We start from the raw sequence: 20983 nt of genomic DNA, 5'->3' as shown, positions 1-20983 counted from the left end.
TACAACATTTGTGAGGTGTTTACTTTGTGGACTTGGCATGCTGAAAGACCAGTTGGTACAATTGTGATTGTACATGGTGCGAGTGAATATCACGGCCGATATAAATGGCTGATTGAAATGTGGCGGAATGCAGGCTATCACGTCGTCATGGGTGACTTGCCTGGACAAGGCACATCGACACGTGCGCGAGGCCACATTCGTTCGTTTCAAGAATACATTGATACAGTCGATGAATGGATCGAACATGCGAAATCATTCAGACTTCCTACTTTTTTACTTGGACACAGTATGGGTGGACTCATTTCAATTGAGTGGATGAAGCAGTATACCCATACGAAGTTGAATGGCCTTATTTTATCATCACCTTGTTTAGGTCTGCAATTTAAACCGAAGAAGCTGATGGATTTTGCGTCAAAAGGTCTAAATGTGCTGGCACCGTCTTTTAAAGTGGAGTCTGGTCTGTCGATTGAACTAGCGACACGAAATCAGGCGGTCATTGAGGCAGACTCAAATGACTCTCTTTACGTGACAAAGGTGTCGGTTCGCTGGTATAGAGAGCTGATCAAAAATATCGATGCGGCGATGCAGCCGACGAATGTCTTTAAATCGATCCCGCTCCTTTTAATGCAGGCGGGAGATGATAAGATCGTCGATAAAACGAGGGTGATTAAATGGTTCAATGGCATAGAATCAACCAATAAATCATACCGTGAATGGGAAGAGCTGTATCACGAAATTTTTAATGAACCAGAAAGAGAAGATGTGTTTAAGGCGGCAAGAGCCTTTACAGATCAATATATTTGATTGTGAGCTTTAAGTTGGGGGTGGAGTGATTTGTCAGTACCAGAGCGTCCTTTTGCACTGATGACAAAGGTGTATAAAGATATTTTTCCGCTTGTTCATCAGGAGCTGAAAAAGTGGCGGGCTCATGCAGAAATGATTGAAAATGAAGAACTGAGAACGCAGGCACTAGCGAGCATATCGAGTAAAACGTTTCACTGTGAAGGCGGAGGCATTTTATCTCTTCTAGCAGGCGAAGAGAAAGAAACGTGCATTGAATTCATTGTGGCGTATCAAACCATCAGTGACTACTTAGATAACCTATGTGACCGCAGCACGTCGCTTGATCCTAAGGATTTTCATATGCTGCATCAAGCGATGAGAGATGCGCTTGATATTCATGCTGAGCTCAAGCCATACTATCAGTTCCGTGATGATCAAGAGGATCATGGATATTTACATGCGCTTGTCCGCACATGTCAAGACGTGCTTACGCGCGTTCGGCATTATCCGATCATTCAGCCATATTTACACACGCTGTGTGATTACTATAGTGACCTGCAAGTACATAAGCACGTCGTTCCCCATGAGCGTGTACCACGGCTAGAGTCATGGTTCCGCCAATATGAAAAAGATTTGCCGAAGATGGAATGGTATGAGTTTTCAGCTTGTGCGGGATCAACGTTAGGAATATTCTGTCTTGTGGCGTATGCGCTGCAGCCTGATTTTACAGAAAAGCAGGCGAAGCAAATTTACGAAAGCTATTTCCCTTATATTCAAGGTCTGCACATTTTACTCGATTATTTAATAGACCAAGAAGAGGACCGGCTTGGGGGAGATCTGAACTTTTGCTCATACTATGATTCTCATCATGAGATGATGGATAGACTTCAGCATTTTATCGAAAAAGCGGATGAGCAGCTGAAAGGTATTCCGCATGAAAACTTTCACAAATTGATTAACAGAGGGTTACTGGCGGTCTATTTGTCCGATGAAAAAGTGACAGCCCAAAAAGAGATGAACAAGCTGGCAAAGCGGCTGATCAAATCAAGCGGGAAAACATCGTTCTTTTTCTATATTAACGGAAGAGCCTATCGGACCTATCAGAAAATGCCTTGGATGAAATCATCATAAAAAAGCTCAAATCCTTTAGGATTTGAGCTTTAGCATGTAGACAAACCCTCGCATTCAGTGTCAGGTCTGCGCGCCGGTACTCACGAATGTCAAATTCGCTCCGTTCCGGTGCTTGCCCTTCCTAGGGCTGCAAAGGTTTTCTATCACGCTGAAAAGAAGAAAAAAAGCTAAAATGCACATCATTTTAGCTTTTTTTCAATAGCGACCACAAAAGGCGGGTCGTTTTGAATATTCATGTATTGATATGATAAAACTTGTACTTCTTCATGAGGCAGTGATCTGCAATAGTCGAGAAGCACTTCTTTTTCTCTTTTTCCTTCGGGATGTCCGTGGTAGATCACAAGGACGATCAGACCTCCGGGTTTGAGCCATTCGAGGAGCTGCTTGATGGCTTCAATGGTTGTATGAGCCTGAGTGGTGACGGCTTTATCGCCTCCGGGCAGATACCCAAGGTTAAACACTGCACCGGCTATTTGTCCATAAGCATCCTTCGGAAGATGATCCGCCAGTTTTTCATGCCCATCATGGATGAGGTGAACGTAAGGATATTGATCGCCAAGCCTTTTGCTTGTCTGCTGCAAGGCTTCCTCTTGCACGTCGAATGCAAACACTTGTCCATCAGTTCCTACAAGGTCAGCTAAATAGAGTGTATCGTGGCCGTTGCCCATTGTTGCATCTATAACGATGTCGCCTTTTTGACAAGCGCGTTCTAACAGCTCTTTACTAAAAGGAAGCATGCGTTTCAAAATCATTTGGCTGCTTCTTCCAATCTGACGAAACGTTTCCCTTGGTAGCTGTTACGTCTTTCGAGCTCGGCATTAATGGCATTGAGTACTTCCCACTTATTAACACTCCACATTGGACCAACCATTAATTCAATTGGGCCGTCGCCTGTAATACGGTGAATTATCATTTCTGGCGGCAGAATCTCCAGCTGATCACAAACAAGCTGAACATATTCCTCCTGGCTTAAAAACTCAAGCTTTCCTTTTTCATATTGCTTGACCATTGGAGTCCCTTTTAAAAGGTGAAGCAAATGAATTTTAATTCCCTGCACATCTAAATCCGCAACAGCTTTTGCTGTTTCCATCATCATGTCCCGATTTTCAAGAGGCAATCCATTGATGATATGTGAGCAGACACGAATTCCGTGTTTTCTCAGTTTTTCTACACCTTCAACGTAGCATTCATAATCATGAGCACGGTTGATGAGCATAGCTGTCCGTTCGTGTACCGTTTGAAGACCAAGCTCTACCCACAGGTAAGTGCGTTCGTTTAATTCGGCTAAATACTCCACTACGTCATCCGGCAGACAGTCAGGTCTTGTTGCAATGGATAGACCTACGACACCATGCAGATTCATGACGGTTTCATATTTTTCTTTTAGGACAGGTAGCGGAGCGTGTGTGTTTGTATACGCCTGGAAATACGCCATGTATTTTCCGTCTTTCCATTTTGTATGCATCCGGTCTTTGATTTCGTTAAATTGTGTGATGAGATCATCAGCCCGGTTTCCTGCAAAATCACCAGATCCAGCGGCACTGCAAAATGTACAGCCGCCGTGGGCTACAGTACCATCCCGGTTTGGGCAGTCAAAGCCGCCGTCTAAGGCTACTTTAAATACTTTATGACCAAAGTGTTCACGCAAATGGTAGTTCCACGTGTGATAACGTTTTTCGCTGTTTGAATATAAAAAAGGGTTATGCTGATCCAAGTCAGTAACCTCCTTGCATAATAATAGGCATCCTTAAAGTTTAACAAAAATCACGAAGGAGGACAATTGAATCTGTCCAACATTTTCTTTAGTGAAAAAGCGTTACATGGGCAAAATAGGCGGGAGCGATGATGAAATGGAGGGAATGTAAGATGGCAACAAGGCAGTCGATCGATGAATTTATCCAAAAAAGTACGGAAACCCTTGAGTTTGCAAATGAACAATTTGATTTGAGCTCACGTCAGGAACATTATAATGAGGAAGAGTTTTCAAAAGCACAGCTCATGCTTGAGAATACGGTCAACGAATTAGAAAAATTAAAAGATGTCGCCAATGACCAGCAAAGAGAACGGTTAGACAGGGCGCGTGTTCAAATTCAGAGCTTGCAAAATCAAATGATTTTAGGGATTTCCTACGATAATGAATGATGAACAGATCCTTCTTTTAAGGGTCTGTTTTTTATTTTTTAATAAGCTATTGACTTTTATACCGGGTGTCTTTATTGTATTAAGTGTACTACATCAACTAATACACTACAGACACTTAAAAAGTGAAGAAAGGTGTTCAACCATGAAAAAAGAAAAAAAGCCAATCAATTTGAAGTGGATGGTGCTGGCTGTTGCGTTAGCATGTACATTTTTTTTCGTTCTTGTTTTCATTGGTTTTGAAGTTCAAAAAGATTTGATACCCAATTCAGTTCCTTTAATGCAAGGACATGATCAAGCGATAGGACTGCAAAAGCATGAATGAGGAAAGAGGGAGTCATCATGATTCAAATAGATCCAAGAAGCGCTGCGCCAATATATGAACAAATCATTGAGCAGCTCAAAATTTTATGTTTAAAAGGCGTGATGAAGCCAGGTGACAAACTGCCCTCTGTCAGAGAGCTCGCCACCATTATTATTGCCAACCCAAACACCGTCAGCAAAGCGTATAAAGAGCTGGAGCGGGAAGGGATTATTGAAACTCTGCGGGGCCGCGGTACGTATGTAACAGAAGGTGCCCAGTTAAAGCTGAATGAAGGGAAGGTGCTCGAGATGAAAGAACAGTTAAGACAACTCATCATAGAAGCTCATCATGCTGGTATTGATATTCATCAGCTTAAGGAATGGCTGGAAGAGATCGGCTCAAGTCTAAAAGGAGGAAAACAAGTTGATTGAGGTCAGAAATGTATCGAAGAAATTAAATGGACGCGAAGTACTCAGCGACGTTTCCTTCAAAATAGGCGAAGGTGAGATCTTCGGTCTGCTTGGTCGGAATGGCTCTGGGAAAACAACACTTCTCAGATTGATTCAGCAAATTCTTCTTCCGGATGAAGGAGAGATTTATTTTAAAGACGTACTGGTGAAAGACCACCCTTTAGTAAAGCAAAATATTGTATTCATGCCAGTCGTGAATCCTTACTTTGACAGATACAATTACGGACAGCTTGTCCAGCTGTTAAAGCATATATATCCAAAGTTTGACGTGACCTATGCCAATGAGCTTGTGAACCGCTATGAAATTCCGGAAAAAGTGAAGTATCGTGAATTGTCGACAGGGTTAAAGAAACAGCTGTCATTAATTTTAAGCTTTGCCATCAAACCAGCGGTCATTTTATTAGATGAGCCGACTGATGGTATTGATGCCGTCACAAGAAATGACGTTCTTCAGCTGATGATTGACGAGGTGGCAGAACGACAAACAACGATTTTAATTACATCTCACCGCTTAGAGGACATTGAGCGTATGTGTAATCGAATTGGATTTTTAGAAGGAAATGAACTCACAAGTGTCATGGATTTAGATGAATTAAAGAATGACTATGTCAAAATCCAAATGGCCTTTGAAGAAGATATGAACTTAAGTATTCGAAAAAATGGCGTTGCGATTTTGGATCAAGCGGGCGTTTTCTATACAGCGCTTGTTCTAAAAACCGACGAAGAAGCTAAAGAGTACTTGAAGTCACTGAAGCCAAAAGTATGGCATGAACTGCCTGTGAATTTAGAAGAAGTATTCATTGCGAAGTTTGGAGGGAAACGCAGATGGTAAAGCGGCAATTATTATATAAGGAGTGGAAGCAATCTGAGCTGACATTCATTTTAGTGATGCTTGTTGCTGCGCTTGCGACGCCTTTCGCATTCTTAATGGAATATTCTTCTTTTCAAACGTGCCTAAATGATACAGATTGTATTACGGATGCACCACGTTTTTCTTATATCTTTAAGACGGATCCTTTCCTCTCTCTTTCATGGCTAATGGGAATTTTCTTTGCTGTCATGCAGCTTGGATTTGAGAGAAATAAAGGGCAGATGGATTTTACCTTATCCTTACCATTTAGCAGGAGTACAATCTATCACACAAAGTTTTTCTTAGGTGCTGGAATCATTGCAGTCGCTCATGCCGTTTCTTATGTTCTTACTTATTTACTTATTTTAGGACTTAATCCACTAGAGACACCAGGCTTTCATAACGGTTATATCATTTCGCTTGTGTCCTCTTTGATGTTTTATAGTTTGTTTTTTGCAGCGGGTACTTTAACCGGAAGTTCCATTTCGCAAGCAATCGTTGGGTTCAGCACAGCTATTTTACCCTTTTTAGTGATCGGATTACCGCTTGTTCATGTAGATTTTATTATAAAGACAAGTGGGAGTTGGTTAGATAAGAGCTTCGCTTATTTGATATCGCCTATATCTCCAATCAACTATATTATAGATGAACCTTTCCGATCTGATTATCCTCTTTGGTTCTCAGGCGAAAAAATCATTATACCTATTGTCATGGTGGTTCTGTTTTATCTAATTGGCTTAATTAGCTTTATAAAACATCCAATTGAAAGAAATGGCCGCTTCTTCCTTTACTCAAGTATGGATAGACCTATTCAGATTATGGTCATTGTCTTCGGTGTTCTAGGGTTTGGATGGTTTGGTTTTTCTTCAGATAATTCCATATTTGGTTATATCGTTGGTATGCTCATCGGTGGAGTCGTAGGCGCTTTAACGAGTTATTTTTTAATCTATAGAAAAAGATAAACAGAGAGCAGGGGAGTAGAGATGATTCAGATTCAAGCATTAGATCATGTATTTAAAATTGGTAAAAAGGGCAGGGAAAATGAAATTCCTGTACTGAAAGGGATTGACCTGTCCATCAAAAGAGGCGATATTGCTTGTATTGTTGGACGAAGTGGTTCGGGGAAATCGACTTTATTAAACTTAATATCAGGCTATATTACGCCAACGAGCGGAAAAATTGTCATTGATGGCACCGATGTGACCGGCTTTAATGAAAAAGAATGGGCAGACTTTCGCTTAGATCACTTTGGCTTTATCTTTCAAAGCTTTCAGTTGATCGGGAGCTTAACAACGTATGAGAATGTTGAACTTCCGCTTACTTTAAAAGGTGTGAAGCCGTCTGAACGAAAGGCGAAAGTAAAAGAAATGCTGAAGCGAGTAGGACTTGAACATCACGCAGGACATTACCCAAATGAGCTGTCAGGCGGACAGCAGCAGCGTGTGAGTATTGCAAGAGCCTTGATTTTAAATCCATCTATTATTTTAGCGGATGAACCAACTGGGAGTCTGGATTCAGAAACTGAAGGAGAAATTTTAGCCTTTATCCAGCAGCTCAATCGCGAAAAAGGAATTACATTTGTCATCATTACACATGACGATGAAGTCGCTTCAATCGCAGACACAACGTTCCAGCTTCACGACGGTGTATTAAAGAAAGGGGAACAATCCATTGAAATTTAGAGATCAGGTCAAATTCATTAGAAGAAATATGAAGAAAAATAGATTGCGTGTGTTTATGACCATTCTTGCGACGACAATGGCATGCTCTTTCTTAATCGTTCTAGCGTCTGTCGGTTTTGGTTTGCAAAAATCAGCTCAAGATGAAATTATGAAACAGCAAATCATCACTGAAATTAAAGTGTTAGGAAAAGAAAAAGGAGACGTTAAGATTGATGATTTAAAGAAATATGATCATGTGAAATCTGTCGTCTCAAGAACGGCAATCAATCCATCGGTTAACGTCGAGCTCGATAACCGTTCAAGTGAAACGCAGGCTGCTTTGACTGATATGAAAGAGGAAAAAGAAGCAGGGCTTGAGCTAGACCGAGGAAAAGTCCCAACATCAGCGAACGAAATTGTGGTTGGGTATCATATGGCGCAGCAACTGTGGACAAAAAAAGAACGCGAAGCCTATGAAAAAGAATTAAACCAGACGTCAAATGGGGAAGAAACACCGAAGGAGCCAAAAGGCTACACGAAGGATATTTTAAATAAAGTGATTCAAATCAAAGTGCCAAAACTAAATGAAGAAGGTGAAGTCGTTAAAGAAAAAACATTTGATTTCCGTGTAGTAGGTGTTTTGAAAAAGCCGAATTTGGAGTGGCAGGAGGATCATAAAATTCTGATTCCGAATGCTTATGAAAAAGAATTTGGTCAAATACTCGACCTGTCTCCTGAAGCAGGAAATGTCGAGAAAATGACTTCTGTTTATGCAGATAAATTCGACAATGTCGGTACGCTCACGAATAAACTGACAGATGAGGGCTATCAAGTTATCTCTGTGACGAACCAGCTTGAAGGAATGGATATGTTCTTTACGGTCTTCAAAATTGGACTCATTTTTGTCGGATGTATTGCAGTCATTATTTCTGCCATCGGAATTTTCAATACGATGACCATGGCGGTAACAGAGCGAACACAAGAGATTGGGATTATGAAAGCCATTGGCGCGAATCCATCCATTATCAAGCGGATGTTCCTAATGGAAAGTGCTTATATTGGAGTCATCGGATCAATCATCGGTATTATCATCTCATATTTGATTAGTTTCGCCGTTAATTTAATCATCCCAGCCATTTTGTCGTCCATGTCTGAGGGAGGATCAAGCGATCAATTCTCGATTACTTTTTCCTATATTCCACTCAGCCTTGTCATTACAGCGACAGTGATCAGCGCAGGGGTAGCGATCATTTCAGGGCTTAACCCGGCACGTAAGGCAACAAAAACGAATGTATTAGCAGCTTTAAGAAGAGAAATCTAAAAAAGAACCTCCTGTAAACCCGATTGGGCGCTCAGGAGGTTCTTTTTTATCTTAATTAAACATTGCTATTGCTTAGGTGCCCTGTATCCGGCACGCTCTGCTTCTTCTACTGAGCAGAACATTTTGGTTACATTCTTTGTTCTAGAGTAGTATCTGCTGCTTGGTGTGTGGTAAATACCATTGACACTCCCTTTAATGTTACAGGCAGCCGATTCTTTTTTTGTTTCCTTTTGTGATTCATGACCGCCTGTGCTTTTTCCTTCATCTTTAGGTGCGGAGCGCTGGACGGTGGAAGACTTCGTATCGCTGCTGCTATTCTTGATTTCTTGTTTGAGTGTTTCATTGCTGGAGGTGATCTTGTCTATTTTCTCTTCAAGCGATTGAATGGTCTTCTCTTGCTGCTTGACCGTTTCTTTTTCTGAGGTGATGGTTTCTAGCTTTTTTTCCAGCTTTTCTTTTTCCTTCTCCGTTTCTTCTAAAGAGGAGGTAAGCGACTCTTTATCAGCTTTTAAGCGCGAAATGTCAGATGAGAGTTCCTTTTGATCCTTTAACAGCTGTTCGGAAGATGGATCGGCTTGTGCCTTTGGCGCATTTCCAGCAGTAAGCGGTAATGACATAATGGAAAAGAAGAGACCAATGATCAAAAAAGGATAAAAAAGTTTCTTTGAAAAAATCAGCTCGTTCTTGCGTTTGAGTAAGAAGAAATTGACAGCATACCCGATGGCAAAACAAACACATAAAAGACCTAATATGAGTAAAAACATATCTAACAGCCCCCCTAAATTGCTATTTACACCTATCATACCTCATTTTTCCATTTTGGGGAGCGGTTCAATTAAAAAAACCCTGTTTACACAGGGTTTTCAGCTAATGGTAATCCTTTTATGGCTTCTTTTACTGTCAAATAAGTGATCGTATTCTGGAAATCTGTATCGAGGTCTTTCATTTTCAGTGCAAGCTGCGGCTTGATCCCAGTGATGATTAGTTCGGTTCCAGTTAAATTGAGGAGATGATGCAGTTTGAAAATGCGTGCTGCGACGGAATCATCGACATCGATTAAACCAGAAAGGTCGACAATTAAATAATCATCCTTTGAATCATCTAATATACAGGTTAACTTAGCGACAATGGCATCAAAGCGTTCTTCAGATAATTTTCCGATAAGCGGAAGAGCAGATACACCATTTTTGATTGGGACGATTGGCGTCGAAAGAGAGGTGACTTCCTGTAAGGAATCTTCTAGGAGCTGTTCATATTCTTTCTGTTTCGTAATATCCTTTTGAAAACCAATGAAAAATGTTTTGTCATCTTGTTCAATGTATAGAGGATCTATATTGAGTTCATTCCAAAAAAAAGTACCGTCTTTTTTATAATTTTTTAGCTGTGTGGTAATAGGTGTTTTGTTTTGAATTCCATGACGAATTAAAGCAAGCTGCTTTTGATCCGTGTCTTTTCCTTGAAGGAATCGACAATTACGACCAAGAATCTCATCTGGTTTGTATCCAGTCATTTGTGTAAAGCCGTGATTCACATAAACGATAGGGTTATCCTCTAAGGAAGGGTCTGTAATGACAACACCGATCCGCGCATGATCCAGCGCTTTTTTGATGAGTTCAAGCTGTTTTTGAAAGCCGAAAATGTTCGAGCTGACCATATTACCCTCCTTTGCTGCTATAAGACATATCAAATGGTTGTCTTTTCAACCAAATGAATCCTTTTAAACGTAACATAACATATGTTCTGTTTCAACGATTGCAAACGCTTTGTTAAATTTGTCATCATAGTTTGTCCTCCATTAGAATAGAGTAAGTAAGAAGACTTTTCATTAGAAAAAGAAGGAATCAATTACTCATCATTCATAAAATGACAAAAATAGTTAATATGGATTAGATGAAAATGATTCCAATGCATCAAGATTGTTTTTAGGTCATTCACATATAATGGAAGAAACAAGCTTTTTTTCTTCGTTAGAGAGAATAGACCTTTTACATGGATTATGACGGAACAGCAGAATGGCATTACAGGGGGCTGGACAGCCTGAAGTCGCTTTACTATTCTAAGGGCTTTAGGAAGGTGATGAAAATGCTGCAACAAGTCATTATTGCTTGCGCCATTGGAGGGGTCATGGGCATTCTCGGTCACGTAAAGAAAAAAGGCAGGCTAGAGAAGCCCAGAATGACAAAAAAGTTTATTTACTTAGGGTTTATTGAAGATTGGCTCGTTGGGATGATTGCCGCTACACTGCTTGTCTTATCCTCAAATCCCGAATCTAGTCTGCACTTGATCATCTTATCCATTATTTCAGGTTACGGAGGAGAAGCAGTTCTGCGAAGCTTCGATTTTGTGAGAGAAGAACGTTCACAGGATGCAGGCTCCAACCGTCATAACCGATCTCCACACGAATAATATCCTCTACTTTACCCTAGTCTAGGGTACATTCCCATTGTATACAAACCTGCTTGCACTTATGATCATAATTCTATAAAATACTACTTAGATGACGGTTACGATAAGAACAGTGAAGAGGAGTAGTAGGAAAGCAGTATTTGTCTTTAGAGAATTGACGGCTGGTGAAAGTCAATCAAATCTGCTTCTGAACTCGCCTCAGAGTTGCAGTTGCGTTAAAGCTTCTGTCGCATGTCTGCGTTAAAGATATTAAGTGAGCGTATGAACAGCATGTTACGCTAACAAGGGTGGTACCGCGGGAACCAAAAAATCTCTCGTCCCTTTCCAGGGATGAGGGTTTTTTGTTGATTTTAGAAAAATCTGAATTCTTGCAGTGGTCATCTAAGCAGATAAAGCCGTACATATTAAAGGAGGTTTTCACATTGAGTTTTCAGCATCGGGAAATTGAAAAGAAGTGGCAGGATTATTGGCTGACACATAAAACATTCGCCACATCTGACTCGGAAGATAAACCGAAGTTTTATGCACTTGATATGTTTCCATATCCATCAGGAGCAGGGCTTCATGTCGGGCACCCTGAGGGCTATACAGCAACGGATATTCTATCACGCATGAAACGTATGCAGGGATATGATGTTCTTCATCCAATGGGATGGGACGCATTTGGTCTCCCGGCAGAACAGTATGCACTTGATACAGGAAATGACCCGGCGGCCTTTACAGAAGAGAACATCAATAACTTCCGCCGCCAAATTCAATCACTAGGGTTCTCGTATGATTGGGATCGAGAAATCAACACGACAGATCCGAATTACTACAAATGGACACAATGGATTTTCTTAAAATTGTACGAAAAAGGATTGGCCTATATCGATGAAGTACCAGTGAACTGGTGCCCAGCGCTTGGCACAGTGCTTGCAAATGAAGAAGTCATTGATGGAAAAAGTGAACGCGGAGGCCATCCTGTTGAAAGACGTCCTATGAAGCAGTGGATGCTAAAGATTACAGCATATGCGGACAGGCTGTTAGAAGATTTAGAGGACATTGATTGGCCTGAAAGCATAAAAGATATGCAGCGTAACTGGATCGGACGCTCTGAAGGTGCGCACGTTCATTTTGAAGTAGAAGGACATGACGAACAGTTTACGGTTTTCACAACGCGTCCTGATACACTATTTGGCGCAACATATGCAGTACTTGCACCAGAGCATGCACTTGTTGAAAAAATTACATCAGATGCTCAAAAAGAAGCTGTCAAAGCGTATATCAAAGAGATTCAATCAAAGAGTGACTTAGAGCGGACAGATCTTGCTAAAACGAAGACAGGTATTTTCACAGGAGCGTATGCCATCAATCCTTTAAATGGTGAAAAGATGCCGATCTGGATTGCCGATTACGTGCTGGCGACTTATGGAACTGGAGCCATTATGGCGGTTCCTGCCCATGATGAACGTGACTATGAATTCGCCAAAACCTTTGATCTTCCAATTAAAGAAGTTGTAGAAGGCGGAGACATTGAAAAAGAAGCCTACACAGGTGATGGAAAGCACATTAACTCTGATTTCCTAAATGGCTTAGGAAAAGAAGAAGCGATTGAAAAAGCGATTGCATGGCTTGAAGAACATCAAAAAGGTGAAAAGAAAGTCACATATCGTTTAAGAGACTGGCTGTTCAGCCGTCAGCGCTACTGGGGTGAGCCGATTCCAATCATTCATTGGGAGGATGGAACATCTTCAGCTGTTTCAGAAGAAGAGCTTCCACTGATCTTGCCTAAGACGACAGAGATTAAGCCAAGTGGGACAGGTGAATCACCATTAGCCAATATTAAAGACTGGGTTGAGGTTGTAGATCCTGTTACAGGTAAAAAAGGCCGCCGCGAAACGAATACAATGCCGCAATGGGCAGGCAGCTGCTGGTATTTCTTACGTTATATTGATCCTCATAACACAGAAGAGCTTGCCTCTCCTGAAAAGTTGAAGAAATGGCTTCCAGTTGATGTGTATATCGGCGGAGCAGAACACGCTGTACTACATCTTCTATATGCACGCTTCTGGCATAAGTTCTTGTATGATATCGGTGTTGTTCCAACAAAAGAACCTTTCATGAAATTGTTCAACCAAGGTATGATTCTTGGGGAAAACAATGAAAAAATGAGTAAGTCAAAAGGAAATGTGGTCAACCCAGATGATATCGTAGAATCTCATGGTGCGGATACATTACGACTTTATGAAATGTTCATGGGACCTTTAGATGCATCAATTGCTTGGTCTGAAACAGGACTTGATGGCGCTCGTCGTTTCCTTGATCGTGTATGGCGTCTTTTTACAAATGAAGATGGTTCACTCAGTGATAAAGTGACAGAGCAATCTGGCGGCGCATTAGAACGCAGCTATCATGAAACAGTTATGAAGGTAACGGATCATTATGAAGGCTTGCGTTTCAATACAGGAATTTCACAATTAATGGTGTTTATCAACGATGCCTATAAGGCGGATACACTGCCGAAAGAATATGCAGAAGGCTTTGTAAAGCTTCTTTCTCCAATTGCACCGCATTTAGCAGAAGAGCTTTGGAATAAACTTGGTCATGAAGGATCTATTTCTTATGAAGCATGGCCTCAATATGATGAGTCAAAGCTTGTCGACGATGAAGTAGAAATTGTTGTACAGCTTAACGGTAAAGTAAAAGCAAAATTAACCGTTCCTGCTGATGCAACAAGGGAGCAGTTAGAAGAGCTTGCGAAAAATGATGCACGTGTAAAAGAACAGCTTGAAGGGAAAACCATTCGTAAAGTGATTGCAGTTCCTGGGAAGCTTGTCAATATTGTTGCGAACTAATGATGACACCCATCGGTATGAACCGGTGGGTGTTCTTTATTTCCCGGGACATAATTTTGTCGAAAACAAGGTGATTCCCGCATCGGTCTCGTATTTTAACAGGTGATCAAGAAAATGAGGAGTGACGTCAATGGAAAAGGAAAGCAAACGTGAACAACTGCTCAGTCTGTTAGGAGAAATGCCAGAACGTCATCGCGTGGAGGCTTATACGTTAAAAATGGAAGAACGTGAATCATATGTAGTGGAAACTCTCATTCTCTCCATGAATGGTGTAGAGGAAGTCCCTGCATATTTTGTGAAACCGAAGGATACAGTGAAAAAAAGACCCGTAGTACTGTTCCAGCACTCTCATGGCGGGAATTACGTGAATGGGAAGGAAGAGTTGTTCAAAGGTGCTCATTATTTGCAAACGCCTTCATATGCAAAAGAGTTTACGTCTAAAGGATATAGTGTACTGGCCATTGATCATGCAGGGTTTGGTGAGAGAAGAGGGAGAACAGAAAGTGAAATTTTTAAGGAAATGCTTATAACAGGAAAAGTGATGTGGGGCATGATGCTGTATGAAAGTATGTGTGCGATTGATTATTTGCTGTCTCGATCTGATGTGCTGGCGGACAGGTTAGCTGTCTTTGGGATGTCAATGGGCGGTCTTCTTTCCTGGTGGACAGCTGCACTTGATGAGAGGGTCAGTGTGTGTATTGATCTTTGTGCACAGGTGGACCATCATACATTAATTGAAACGAACAATTTGGACAGACATGGCTATTATTACTATGTACCGAGCTTGGCGAAGCATTTTACAGCAGCGGACATTCAAGAAATGATTTTTCCGAGACCGCATTTAAGCTTAGTTGGAAAACTTGATCAGCTCACGCCTGCTGAAGGCGTTGGAAGGATTCAAAAGGTATTGAATCAAACCTATCAAGCTGCTTCATTGAAAGAACGTTATCAGCTTACCCGTCTTCATGCAGGTCATTTTGAAACAGCCGCTATGCGTCACGAGGCGACACGATTTTTGAAAAAGTGGCTGTAATCAAGAAACGCTTGGACATACTACGTCAAAAGAAAGGAGGAGACAGATGAAAAAAATCACCATCATTGGCGGATGCGGTGTGATTGGACGTCTTTTAACAAAAGCGCTCTCTGCTGAGTACAGCGTCACGATTATTGATCTAACAAGCTGTGTAGAAGGAGTCATTTTAGCCGATGCAGCGAATGAACAGAATGTATATGAGGCAATTCCGCGGGATACAGATGTGATCTTGCATCTTCTAAACATGCACATGACGCATGATGTGATGGATCATGAAGAATTTGCAAAAATGACTGATATTTTTTGGAGGAGTACCTATTATATGTTTCGTTCAGCCGCGCGGCTTGGCATACGAAAAGTCATTTTTGCAAGCAGCAACCATGTGACGGATCGTTATGAAGAGGATGGACGCTCCTTACTTGGACGGCAGATTACAACTGACGATGTGCCTGCGACTAAAAATGTCTATGGCATTTTAAAGTTTGCTTCCGAACAGCTGGGACGTTTGTTCCACGATCAATCGGGAATGTCTGTCATCAATTTAAGAATTGGAACAGTTGTAACAGATGAGATGAAGGCATTGCACAAAAAGCAAAGAACAAAAAGAACTCTGCTGTCACATGAGGATCTTACAGGTATGATAAAGGCAGCGGTTGAATCGGATATTCCCTTTGGGACCTATTATGCAGTATCAGAGAATGAAGAAAAGCCGTGGTCTACTGAGAAAACGAAGCTGGAGTTAGGCTATGAACCAGATGTCAATACGACGGAAATCCTCGAAGAAAATGATCGAGCATAAGGCATAATCATGTCATGAGCTAATGATCTTATTCTTTTGTTTCATGAGCATAAAAGCACGGCTGATATGATCTATCCAGTTGGTCTGTCAAAATGATTATAGACGCTTTCTTCCCCCGTTTGTTACATTTTAATCACGATATCGTCACAGGCTGCAGCTTACTTTCAGATGAAATGATAACGCTTTCAAAGAAAGGGCGTGATGAACATAGATCGTTCTATTAAAGGCCGATTGTTCAATTTATTTAATTACTCTTTTCTACTCATGTTCGCATTAATATGTGTGCTTCCGTTCATCCATGTCATTGCCGCCTCTTTTGCAACAGTAGAAGAGGTCATCACGAAGAAATTTATCTTGTTCCCGACGACGTTTTCTCTAGAGGCATATCGATACATTTTCTCTACAGATATTGTGTATCGCAGCCTCATTGTGTCCATTCTTGTGACACTCGTTGGAACAGCTGTCAGCATGTTTTTGTCCTCGCTTATGGCATACGGGCTGTCTCGTCAGGAGCTAAAAGGCCGAAGAACACTGATGTTTCTCGTTGTTTTCACGATGCTGTTTAGCGGAGGTATGATTCCGACGTTTATTGTGGTGAAAACACTTGGTCTGCTTGATACGTATTGGTCACTTATTCTACCGGTTGCAATCAATGCGTTCAACTTAATCATTTTGAAAAACTTCTTTCAAAACATACCGGCAAGCCTTGAGGAATCAGCGAAGATGGACGGTTGTAACGATTTAGGGATTTTCTTTAAAATTGTGCTCCCACTTTCTTTGCCTGCCATTGCTACGATTTCACTTTTTTATGCCGTGACGTATTGGAATACGTACATGACTGCCATTCTGTATTTAAATGATTCAGTGAAGTGGCCGATTCAAGTGCTGCTGAGACAGATTGTCATTGTCTCAAGCGGAATGCAGGGAGATATGTCGGATATGGGCTCATCCACACCACCGCCAGACCAGACGATTAAAATGGCTGTCATTGTTGTGGCAACCATTCCGGTTCTGCTTGTCTATCCATTTATTCAAAAGCATTTCAACAAAGGGGCATTACTAGGTTCTGTAAAGGGTTAAAAAGATGGAACAACGGAGGGATCTTATGGGGAGAAAGAAATTATGGCTGATTGTGTTTGTTCTGTTATTTGCAGCAAGCGGTATTCTGTCAGCATGTTCAAGTAAAGGGGCAAACTCATCAGATGAGAAGGTTGATTTAGACAAAAAGGTAAAGCTGACATGGATGGCGATTTTGTATCATCAGCAGCCGCCGAAGGATTCCGTTTTAAAAGAGATTGAGAAGCTCACAAATACAGAGCTTGATATTACATGGGTACCTGATGCTGTGAAGGAAGATCGTTTAAATTCCGCACTTGCAGCAGGGAATTTGCCACAAATTGTGACGATTCAAGACATTAAAAATTCGTCTGCGATTAATGCGTTCAGATCAGGCATGTTCTGGGAAGTCGGTCCGTATTTAAAGGATTATCCAAATTTAAGTAAGATGAACGAACTGATTAATAAAAATGCTTCTATAGACGGTAAGCTTTATGGGATCTATAGAGAAAGACCACTTTCAAGACAAGGGATTGTCATTCGAAAGGATTGGCTTGAAAATTTAAATTTGGATACACCAAAAACATTGGATGATCTGTATGAAGTAGCCAAAGCCTTTACGGAAAAAGACCCGAATCAAAACGGAAAAGCCGATACAATTGGCTTTACGGATCGGAACGATTTAATTTATGGCGCATTTAAAACGCTTGGTTCATATGAAGGAATGCCGACAGACTGGAAAGAAGAAAACGGGAAATTCACGCCTGACTTTATGACAGATGAGTACATGAATACAATGAAATACATGAAAAAGCTGCGCGACAATGGCTATATCAACAAAGACTTCCCAGTGACAAGCAAAACACAGCAGCAGGAATTATTCTCACAAGGAAAAGCAGGTATCTATGTTGGAAATATGGTAGATGCCGTGAACTTGAGAGATGATGCGACAGATAAAAACATGAAAGTAGATATTATCAACCGAATCAAAGGCCCAGATGGCAAAGAACGTGTGTGGGCATCAGGGGGGCATAATGGCATCTTCGCATTCCCTAAAACAAGCGTGAAATCAGAGGCGGAATTAAAGCGGATTTTGGCCTTCTTTGACCGTATTGCCGAAGAAGATGTATATGGTCTCATGACGTACGGTATAGATGGCAAGCATTATAAGAAAGAAGAAGGGAATACATTTGTCAGGGAAGAAAGCCAAGTGAAAGGCTGGCAGACAGACGTACAGCCGCTTGTCAGTCTTGTAGGAATTGATAAACGTTACTTGAAAAATAAAGGGGATGCAGTTCGTTCTAAATATGAAGAGCTAGAAGAAGACAATCAAAACATCATCGTTGCCAATCCTGCTGAAAGCCTGTATTCAGAAACAGCATCAGAGCGTGGGAACGAATTGAAGAAAATCATCGATGATGCGACGTATAAGTTCATCCTTGGTGACATCAGTGAAGATCAATTTAAGAAAGATGTAGAGAAGTGGAAATCAAATGGTGGGAATAAAATCATAGAAGAATATGAAGCTTCCTTTAAAAAATCAAAATGACCAATAGGAACACCCCCGCAAAGAAAAAAAGCGGGGGTGTTTTCATTAAAAGTCGAAGTTATCTGGATCTGGACCGATACGTTTGTTTTCATTTAAGTCAGAAAGACGTTTCATATCTTCATCAGATAAGACAAAATCAAATATATCAGCGTTTTCCTTTAAACGATGTGCTTTCGTTGATTTTGGGATGGTGATGACACCTTTTTGTACATCCCAGCGCAAAATAATTTGAGCAGGTGTTTTACCGTATGTGTCTGCGAGCTCTGTGATCAGCGGGTGATGCAGCAGTTCACCCTGCATCAGCGGTGACCAAGCTTCCATTTGAATTCCATGAGAGTTCAAATACGTATAGAGTGTTTCCTGCGTTAGTTTTGGATGAAATTCTACTTGGTTGATCGCTGGTTTGATGTCTGCATCTTTTAATAGCTCGTCTAGGTGATGCGGCTGGAAGTTGCTCACTCCGATGGCTCTGACCTTTCCTTCACGATACAAGGTTTCCAGTGCACGCCAAGCTTCTTTGTATTTTCCTTCAACCGGCCAATGGATTAAATACAGATCAAGGTAGTCAAGCTGAAGCTTTTTTAAGCTTTCTTCGTATGCATTTAGAGTAGATTCATATCCTAAATCGGCATTCCACACTTTTGAGGTGACAAAGATGTCCTCACGGCGCAGTCCTGTTTCTGCTAAACCAAGCTGTATGCCTCGTCCAACACCTTCTTCATTTCCGTAAATAGCCGCTGTATCAATACTGCGATAGCCTAATTGAATGGCTGTTTTGACAGCATCAACTAATTCAGCTCCATCTTCCACCTTGAATACACCAAGGCCAAAGCCTGGCATGAGGACCCCATTGTTTAATGTTTTTGTACTTTGTAAATGTTCCATCATAAAAACTCCTTTAAATGGTTTGTGTTTGTTCTTTTTGTTCCATTTGATAGCTGATCATCGTAAGAATGGCTGCGATGAGGACCATGATGCCGCCGACCCATCCTGTATGCACAAGACCAAGTGTATCTGTCACGATGCCTCCTAAAAATGATCCAATGGCAATACCGGCATTAAAGGCAGCGATATTCATAGCTAATGCGACGTCGACCGCTCCAGGTGTGTATCTTTCTGCAAAATCAACGACAGCTACTTGCAGCCCAGGCACATTCATGAAAGCAAACAGCCCCATCAGCATGACGGTTCCAATGCCTAATACTGTGAATCCTGCAGTGAAGCTTAGGATAAACAAGATGATGCTTTGAATAATAAACATATAGATCAGTGCTTTTATTGGCTGTGCATTAGCAGCTTTTCCGCCAATGACATTTCCGGCTGCAATCGTGATTCCGTATAAAAGAAGGATCAAGGCCACAGCCCCAGGCGCAAGACCTGTCACATGCTGCAAGAGAGGAGATAGATACGTGAAGACGACAAATGTTCCTCCATACCCTGTGGCTGTAATGACAAATAAAAGCAAAATTCTTTTTGTTTTTAATAGGACAGCTTGATCCTTAAAAGATGTTTTCACACCCTGCTTTAATTGAGACGGCACAAGAAAATAGTTGGATATCAGTGCGATCAGACCAATGATCACAATCACACCAAATGATGTCCGCCAGCCGAACTCGTGACCAAGAAATGTCCCGAATGGCACACCTGTCACAGTCGCTACTGTTAAACCAGTGAACATAAAGGCAATCGCGCTTGCCCGTTTTTCTTTCACGACAAGGCTTGCAGCAATCGTAGAACCGATGGACATGAAGATTCCATGGGACAAGGCTGAAATCACCCGGCCGATTAACAGCACTGAAAAAGTCGGGGCAATGGTGGCAAGTGTATTACCAATCAAAAAGACGAGCATAATGAGCAAAAGCAATGTCTTTCTTTTCATCGTGGAAGTAAGGGAAGTCAATATAGGCGCGCCAAATGTCACACCAAGTGCATATAAAGAGACAGTCCAGCCCGCCTGACTGACGCTCACTCCAAAGTCCTCTGAGATCATTGGCAAAAGACCGACACTAATGAACTCAGTTGTTCCTATAGCAAAAGCACTAATCGCTAGTGCGAGAAGAGCAAAATGGTTTTGCTTTTTTTTCATAAGTAAGTTCACATCCTTCTGTGATGAAATTTTGATAGACGAAGCCGATCGGCAAGAGTTATTATCTAACATAGATGACGAAAAAAAAAGTACGTACTTTTTTGTAATATAGGTACTAAAAAGTGCCTGTTCGTACAAAGAGGAGTGAACATTCGATGGAAAAGAAAAAATATAATATCTCTGTGGAAGCAACGCTTGAGGTCATAGGCGGGAAGTGGAAGTGTGTGATTTTATGTCATTTGACACACGGGAAAAAACGGACGAGCGAATTGAAGCGGCTCATGCCAAACATCACACAAAAAATGCTGACGCAGCAGCTGAGAGAGCTTGAAAGTGATGGGGTCATTAATCGGATTGTCTATGAACAGGTGCCGCCTAAAGTGGAATATGAATTAAGTGAATACGGACAGTCGCTCGAAAGAATTCTCAATGCGCTATGCGATTGGGGAGCAGCTCATATTGAACGTGTGTATGGAGAGCCGCTTTCCGTGCTGGAAGACAGCATCTTAAATGAACAGTTTAAATAAAAGAGTCCCGCTTTCTTGTGAGAGCGGGACT

The 20983-nt window shown here is 41.4% G+C and carries 22 protein-coding genes and 1 other annotated feature; of the genes, 16 read left to right on the top strand and 6 right to left on the bottom strand.

Features of this window, described 5'->3' with window-relative positions:
* The first annotated feature begins 24 nt into the window (after window positions 1-24).
* Window positions 25-804: an alpha/beta hydrolase gene (locus NSU11_RS14175; RefSeq protein WP_024424906.1), complete on the top strand. Its 780-nt coding sequence runs from the start codon at window positions 25-27 to the stop codon at window positions 802-804.
* 30 nt (window positions 805-834) lie between these two features.
* Entirely contained in the window at window positions 835-1914 is a 1080-nt protein-coding gene (locus NSU11_RS14170) for a tetraprenyl-beta-curcumene synthase family protein (RefSeq protein WP_024424905.1), read from the top strand.
* A 179-nt stretch (window positions 1915-2093) separates the two neighbouring features.
* Here the strand turns inward: NSU11_RS14170 and NSU11_RS14165 are convergent, their stop codons facing one another.
* Both NSU11_RS14165 and NSU11_RS14160 read right to left on the bottom strand, forming a co-directional pair.
* Complete coding sequence (locus NSU11_RS14165) at window positions 2094-2666, bottom strand: class I SAM-dependent methyltransferase (RefSeq protein ID WP_024424904.1); 573 nt, start codon at window positions 2664-2666, stop codon at window positions 2094-2096.
* Complete coding sequence (locus tag NSU11_RS14160; protein WP_024424903.1) at window positions 2663-3628, bottom strand: TIGR01212 family radical SAM protein; 966 nt, start codon at window positions 3626-3628, stop codon at window positions 2663-2665. The genes NSU11_RS14165 and NSU11_RS14160 overlap by 4 nt, the downstream gene beginning before the upstream one ends.
* Before the next feature lie 152 nt (window positions 3629-3780).
* Here NSU11_RS14160 and NSU11_RS14155 point away from each other — a divergent pair, with 152 nt between their 5' ends.
* The 7 genes from NSU11_RS14155 (at window position 3781) to NSU11_RS14125 (ending at window position 8659) form a co-directional block, all read left to right on the top strand.
* On the top strand, window positions 3781-4056 hold the full coding sequence (locus NSU11_RS14155) for a YtzC family protein (RefSeq protein ID WP_024424902.1): 276 nt from the start codon (window positions 3781-3783) through the stop codon (window positions 4054-4056).
* 142 nt (window positions 4057-4198) lie between these two features.
* Window positions 4199-4378 carry a hypothetical protein gene (locus NSU11_RS14150; protein ID WP_024424901.1) on the top strand — a complete coding sequence of 60 codons (180 nt, stop codon included), beginning with the start codon at window positions 4199-4201 and terminating at the stop codon, window positions 4376-4378.
* A gap of 17 nt (window positions 4379-4395) precedes the next feature.
* Window positions 4396-4788: a GntR family transcriptional regulator gene (locus NSU11_RS14145; RefSeq protein ID WP_024424900.1), complete on the top strand. Its 393-nt coding sequence runs from the start codon at window positions 4396-4398 to the stop codon at window positions 4786-4788.
* Window positions 4781-5659, top strand: a complete 879-nt coding sequence (locus NSU11_RS14140; RefSeq protein WP_024424899.1) for an ABC transporter ATP-binding protein — start codon at window positions 4781-4783, stop codon at window positions 5657-5659. The genes NSU11_RS14145 and NSU11_RS14140 overlap by 8 nt, the downstream gene beginning before the upstream one ends.
* Entirely contained in the window at window positions 5653-6639 is a 987-nt protein-coding gene (locus NSU11_RS14135) for an ABC transporter permease subunit (RefSeq protein ID WP_024424898.1), read from the top strand. Before NSU11_RS14140 ends, NSU11_RS14135 begins: the two co-directional genes overlap by 7 nt.
* A gap of 21 nt (window positions 6640-6660) precedes the next feature.
* Window positions 6661-7359 (top strand): ABC transporter ATP-binding protein, encoded by a 699-nt coding sequence (locus NSU11_RS14130; RefSeq protein ID WP_024424897.1) that lies wholly within the window; start codon window positions 6661-6663, stop codon window positions 7357-7359.
* The gene (locus NSU11_RS14125) at window positions 7349-8659 is read left to right on the top strand and encodes an ABC transporter permease (protein WP_024424896.1); all 1311 of its coding nucleotides are present in this window, start codon (window positions 7349-7351) and stop codon (window positions 8657-8659) included. The genes NSU11_RS14130 and NSU11_RS14125 overlap by 11 nt, the downstream gene beginning before the upstream one ends.
* Window positions 8660-8724: 65 nt before the next feature.
* Here the strand turns inward: NSU11_RS14125 and NSU11_RS14120 are convergent, their stop codons facing one another.
* Window positions 8725-9423 (bottom strand): hypothetical protein, encoded by a 699-nt coding sequence (locus NSU11_RS14120; protein ID WP_024424895.1) that lies wholly within the window; start codon window positions 9421-9423, stop codon window positions 8725-8727.
* Between the two features lie 86 nt (window positions 9424-9509).
* Window positions 9510-10313, bottom strand: coding sequence for an STAS domain-containing protein (locus tag NSU11_RS14115; RefSeq protein WP_024424894.1), 804 nt, complete (start codon window positions 10311-10313; stop codon window positions 9510-9512).
* A 422-nt stretch (window positions 10314-10735) separates the two neighbouring features.
* On the opposite strand from NSU11_RS14115, the gene NSU11_RS14110 reads away from it, so the two are divergent.
* From NSU11_RS14110 to NSU11_RS14085, 6 genes are all read left to right on the top strand, one after another.
* A complete protein-coding gene (locus NSU11_RS14110; protein WP_008343006.1) occupies window positions 10736-11065 on the top strand; it encodes a DUF4257 domain-containing protein in 330 nt (109 codons plus the stop codon).
* Window positions 11066-11168: 103 nt separating this feature from the next.
* Window positions 11169-11390, top strand: a binding site (T-box leader).
* Window positions 11391-11487: 97 nt separating this feature from the next.
* The gene (leuS, locus tag NSU11_RS14105) at window positions 11488-13902 is read left to right on the top strand and encodes a leucine--tRNA ligase (RefSeq protein WP_024424893.1); all 2415 of its coding nucleotides are present in this window, start codon (window positions 11488-11490) and stop codon (window positions 13900-13902) included.
* Between the two features lie 130 nt (window positions 13903-14032).
* A complete protein-coding gene (locus tag NSU11_RS14100; protein ID WP_342493644.1) occupies window positions 14033-14935 on the top strand; it encodes a dienelactone hydrolase family protein in 903 nt (300 codons plus the stop codon).
* Window positions 14936-14981: 46 nt separating this feature from the next.
* Window positions 14982-15734, top strand: a complete 753-nt coding sequence (locus NSU11_RS14095) for an NAD(P)-dependent oxidoreductase (RefSeq protein ID WP_024424891.1) — start codon at window positions 14982-14984, stop codon at window positions 15732-15734.
* A gap of 219 nt (window positions 15735-15953) precedes the next feature.
* Entirely contained in the window at window positions 15954-16814 is an 861-nt protein-coding gene (locus tag NSU11_RS14090; RefSeq protein ID WP_087976618.1) for a carbohydrate ABC transporter permease, read from the top strand.
* Window positions 16815-16839: 25 nt separating this feature from the next.
* Window positions 16840-18339 (top strand): extracellular solute-binding protein, encoded by a 1500-nt coding sequence (locus NSU11_RS14085; protein ID WP_024424889.1) that lies wholly within the window; start codon window positions 16840-16842, stop codon window positions 18337-18339.
* Between the two features lie 45 nt (window positions 18340-18384).
* On the opposite strand, the gene NSU11_RS14080 is transcribed toward NSU11_RS14085, so the two are convergent.
* Complete coding sequence (locus NSU11_RS14080) at window positions 18385-19227, bottom strand: aldo/keto reductase (RefSeq protein WP_024426204.1); 843 nt, start codon at window positions 19225-19227, stop codon at window positions 18385-18387.
* Between the two features lie 10 nt (window positions 19228-19237).
* A complete protein-coding gene (locus NSU11_RS14075) occupies window positions 19238-20425 on the bottom strand; it encodes an MFS transporter (protein ID WP_342493643.1) in 1188 nt (395 codons plus the stop codon).
* A 155-nt stretch (window positions 20426-20580) separates the two neighbouring features.
* Here NSU11_RS14075 and NSU11_RS14070 point away from each other — a divergent pair, with 155 nt between their 5' ends.
* Complete coding sequence (locus NSU11_RS14070; protein WP_003217763.1) at window positions 20581-20952, top strand: winged helix-turn-helix transcriptional regulator; 372 nt, start codon at window positions 20581-20583, stop codon at window positions 20950-20952.
* Window positions 20953-20983: the final 31 nt, after the last annotated feature.

It is taken from the genome of Bacillus sp. FSL R5-0712, assembly GCF_038593285.1.
Classification (GTDB): Bacteria; Bacillota; Bacilli; order Bacillales; family Bacillaceae; genus Bacillus; species Bacillus safensis.
This window is presented reverse-complemented; position numbering and strand designations above follow the sequence as displayed.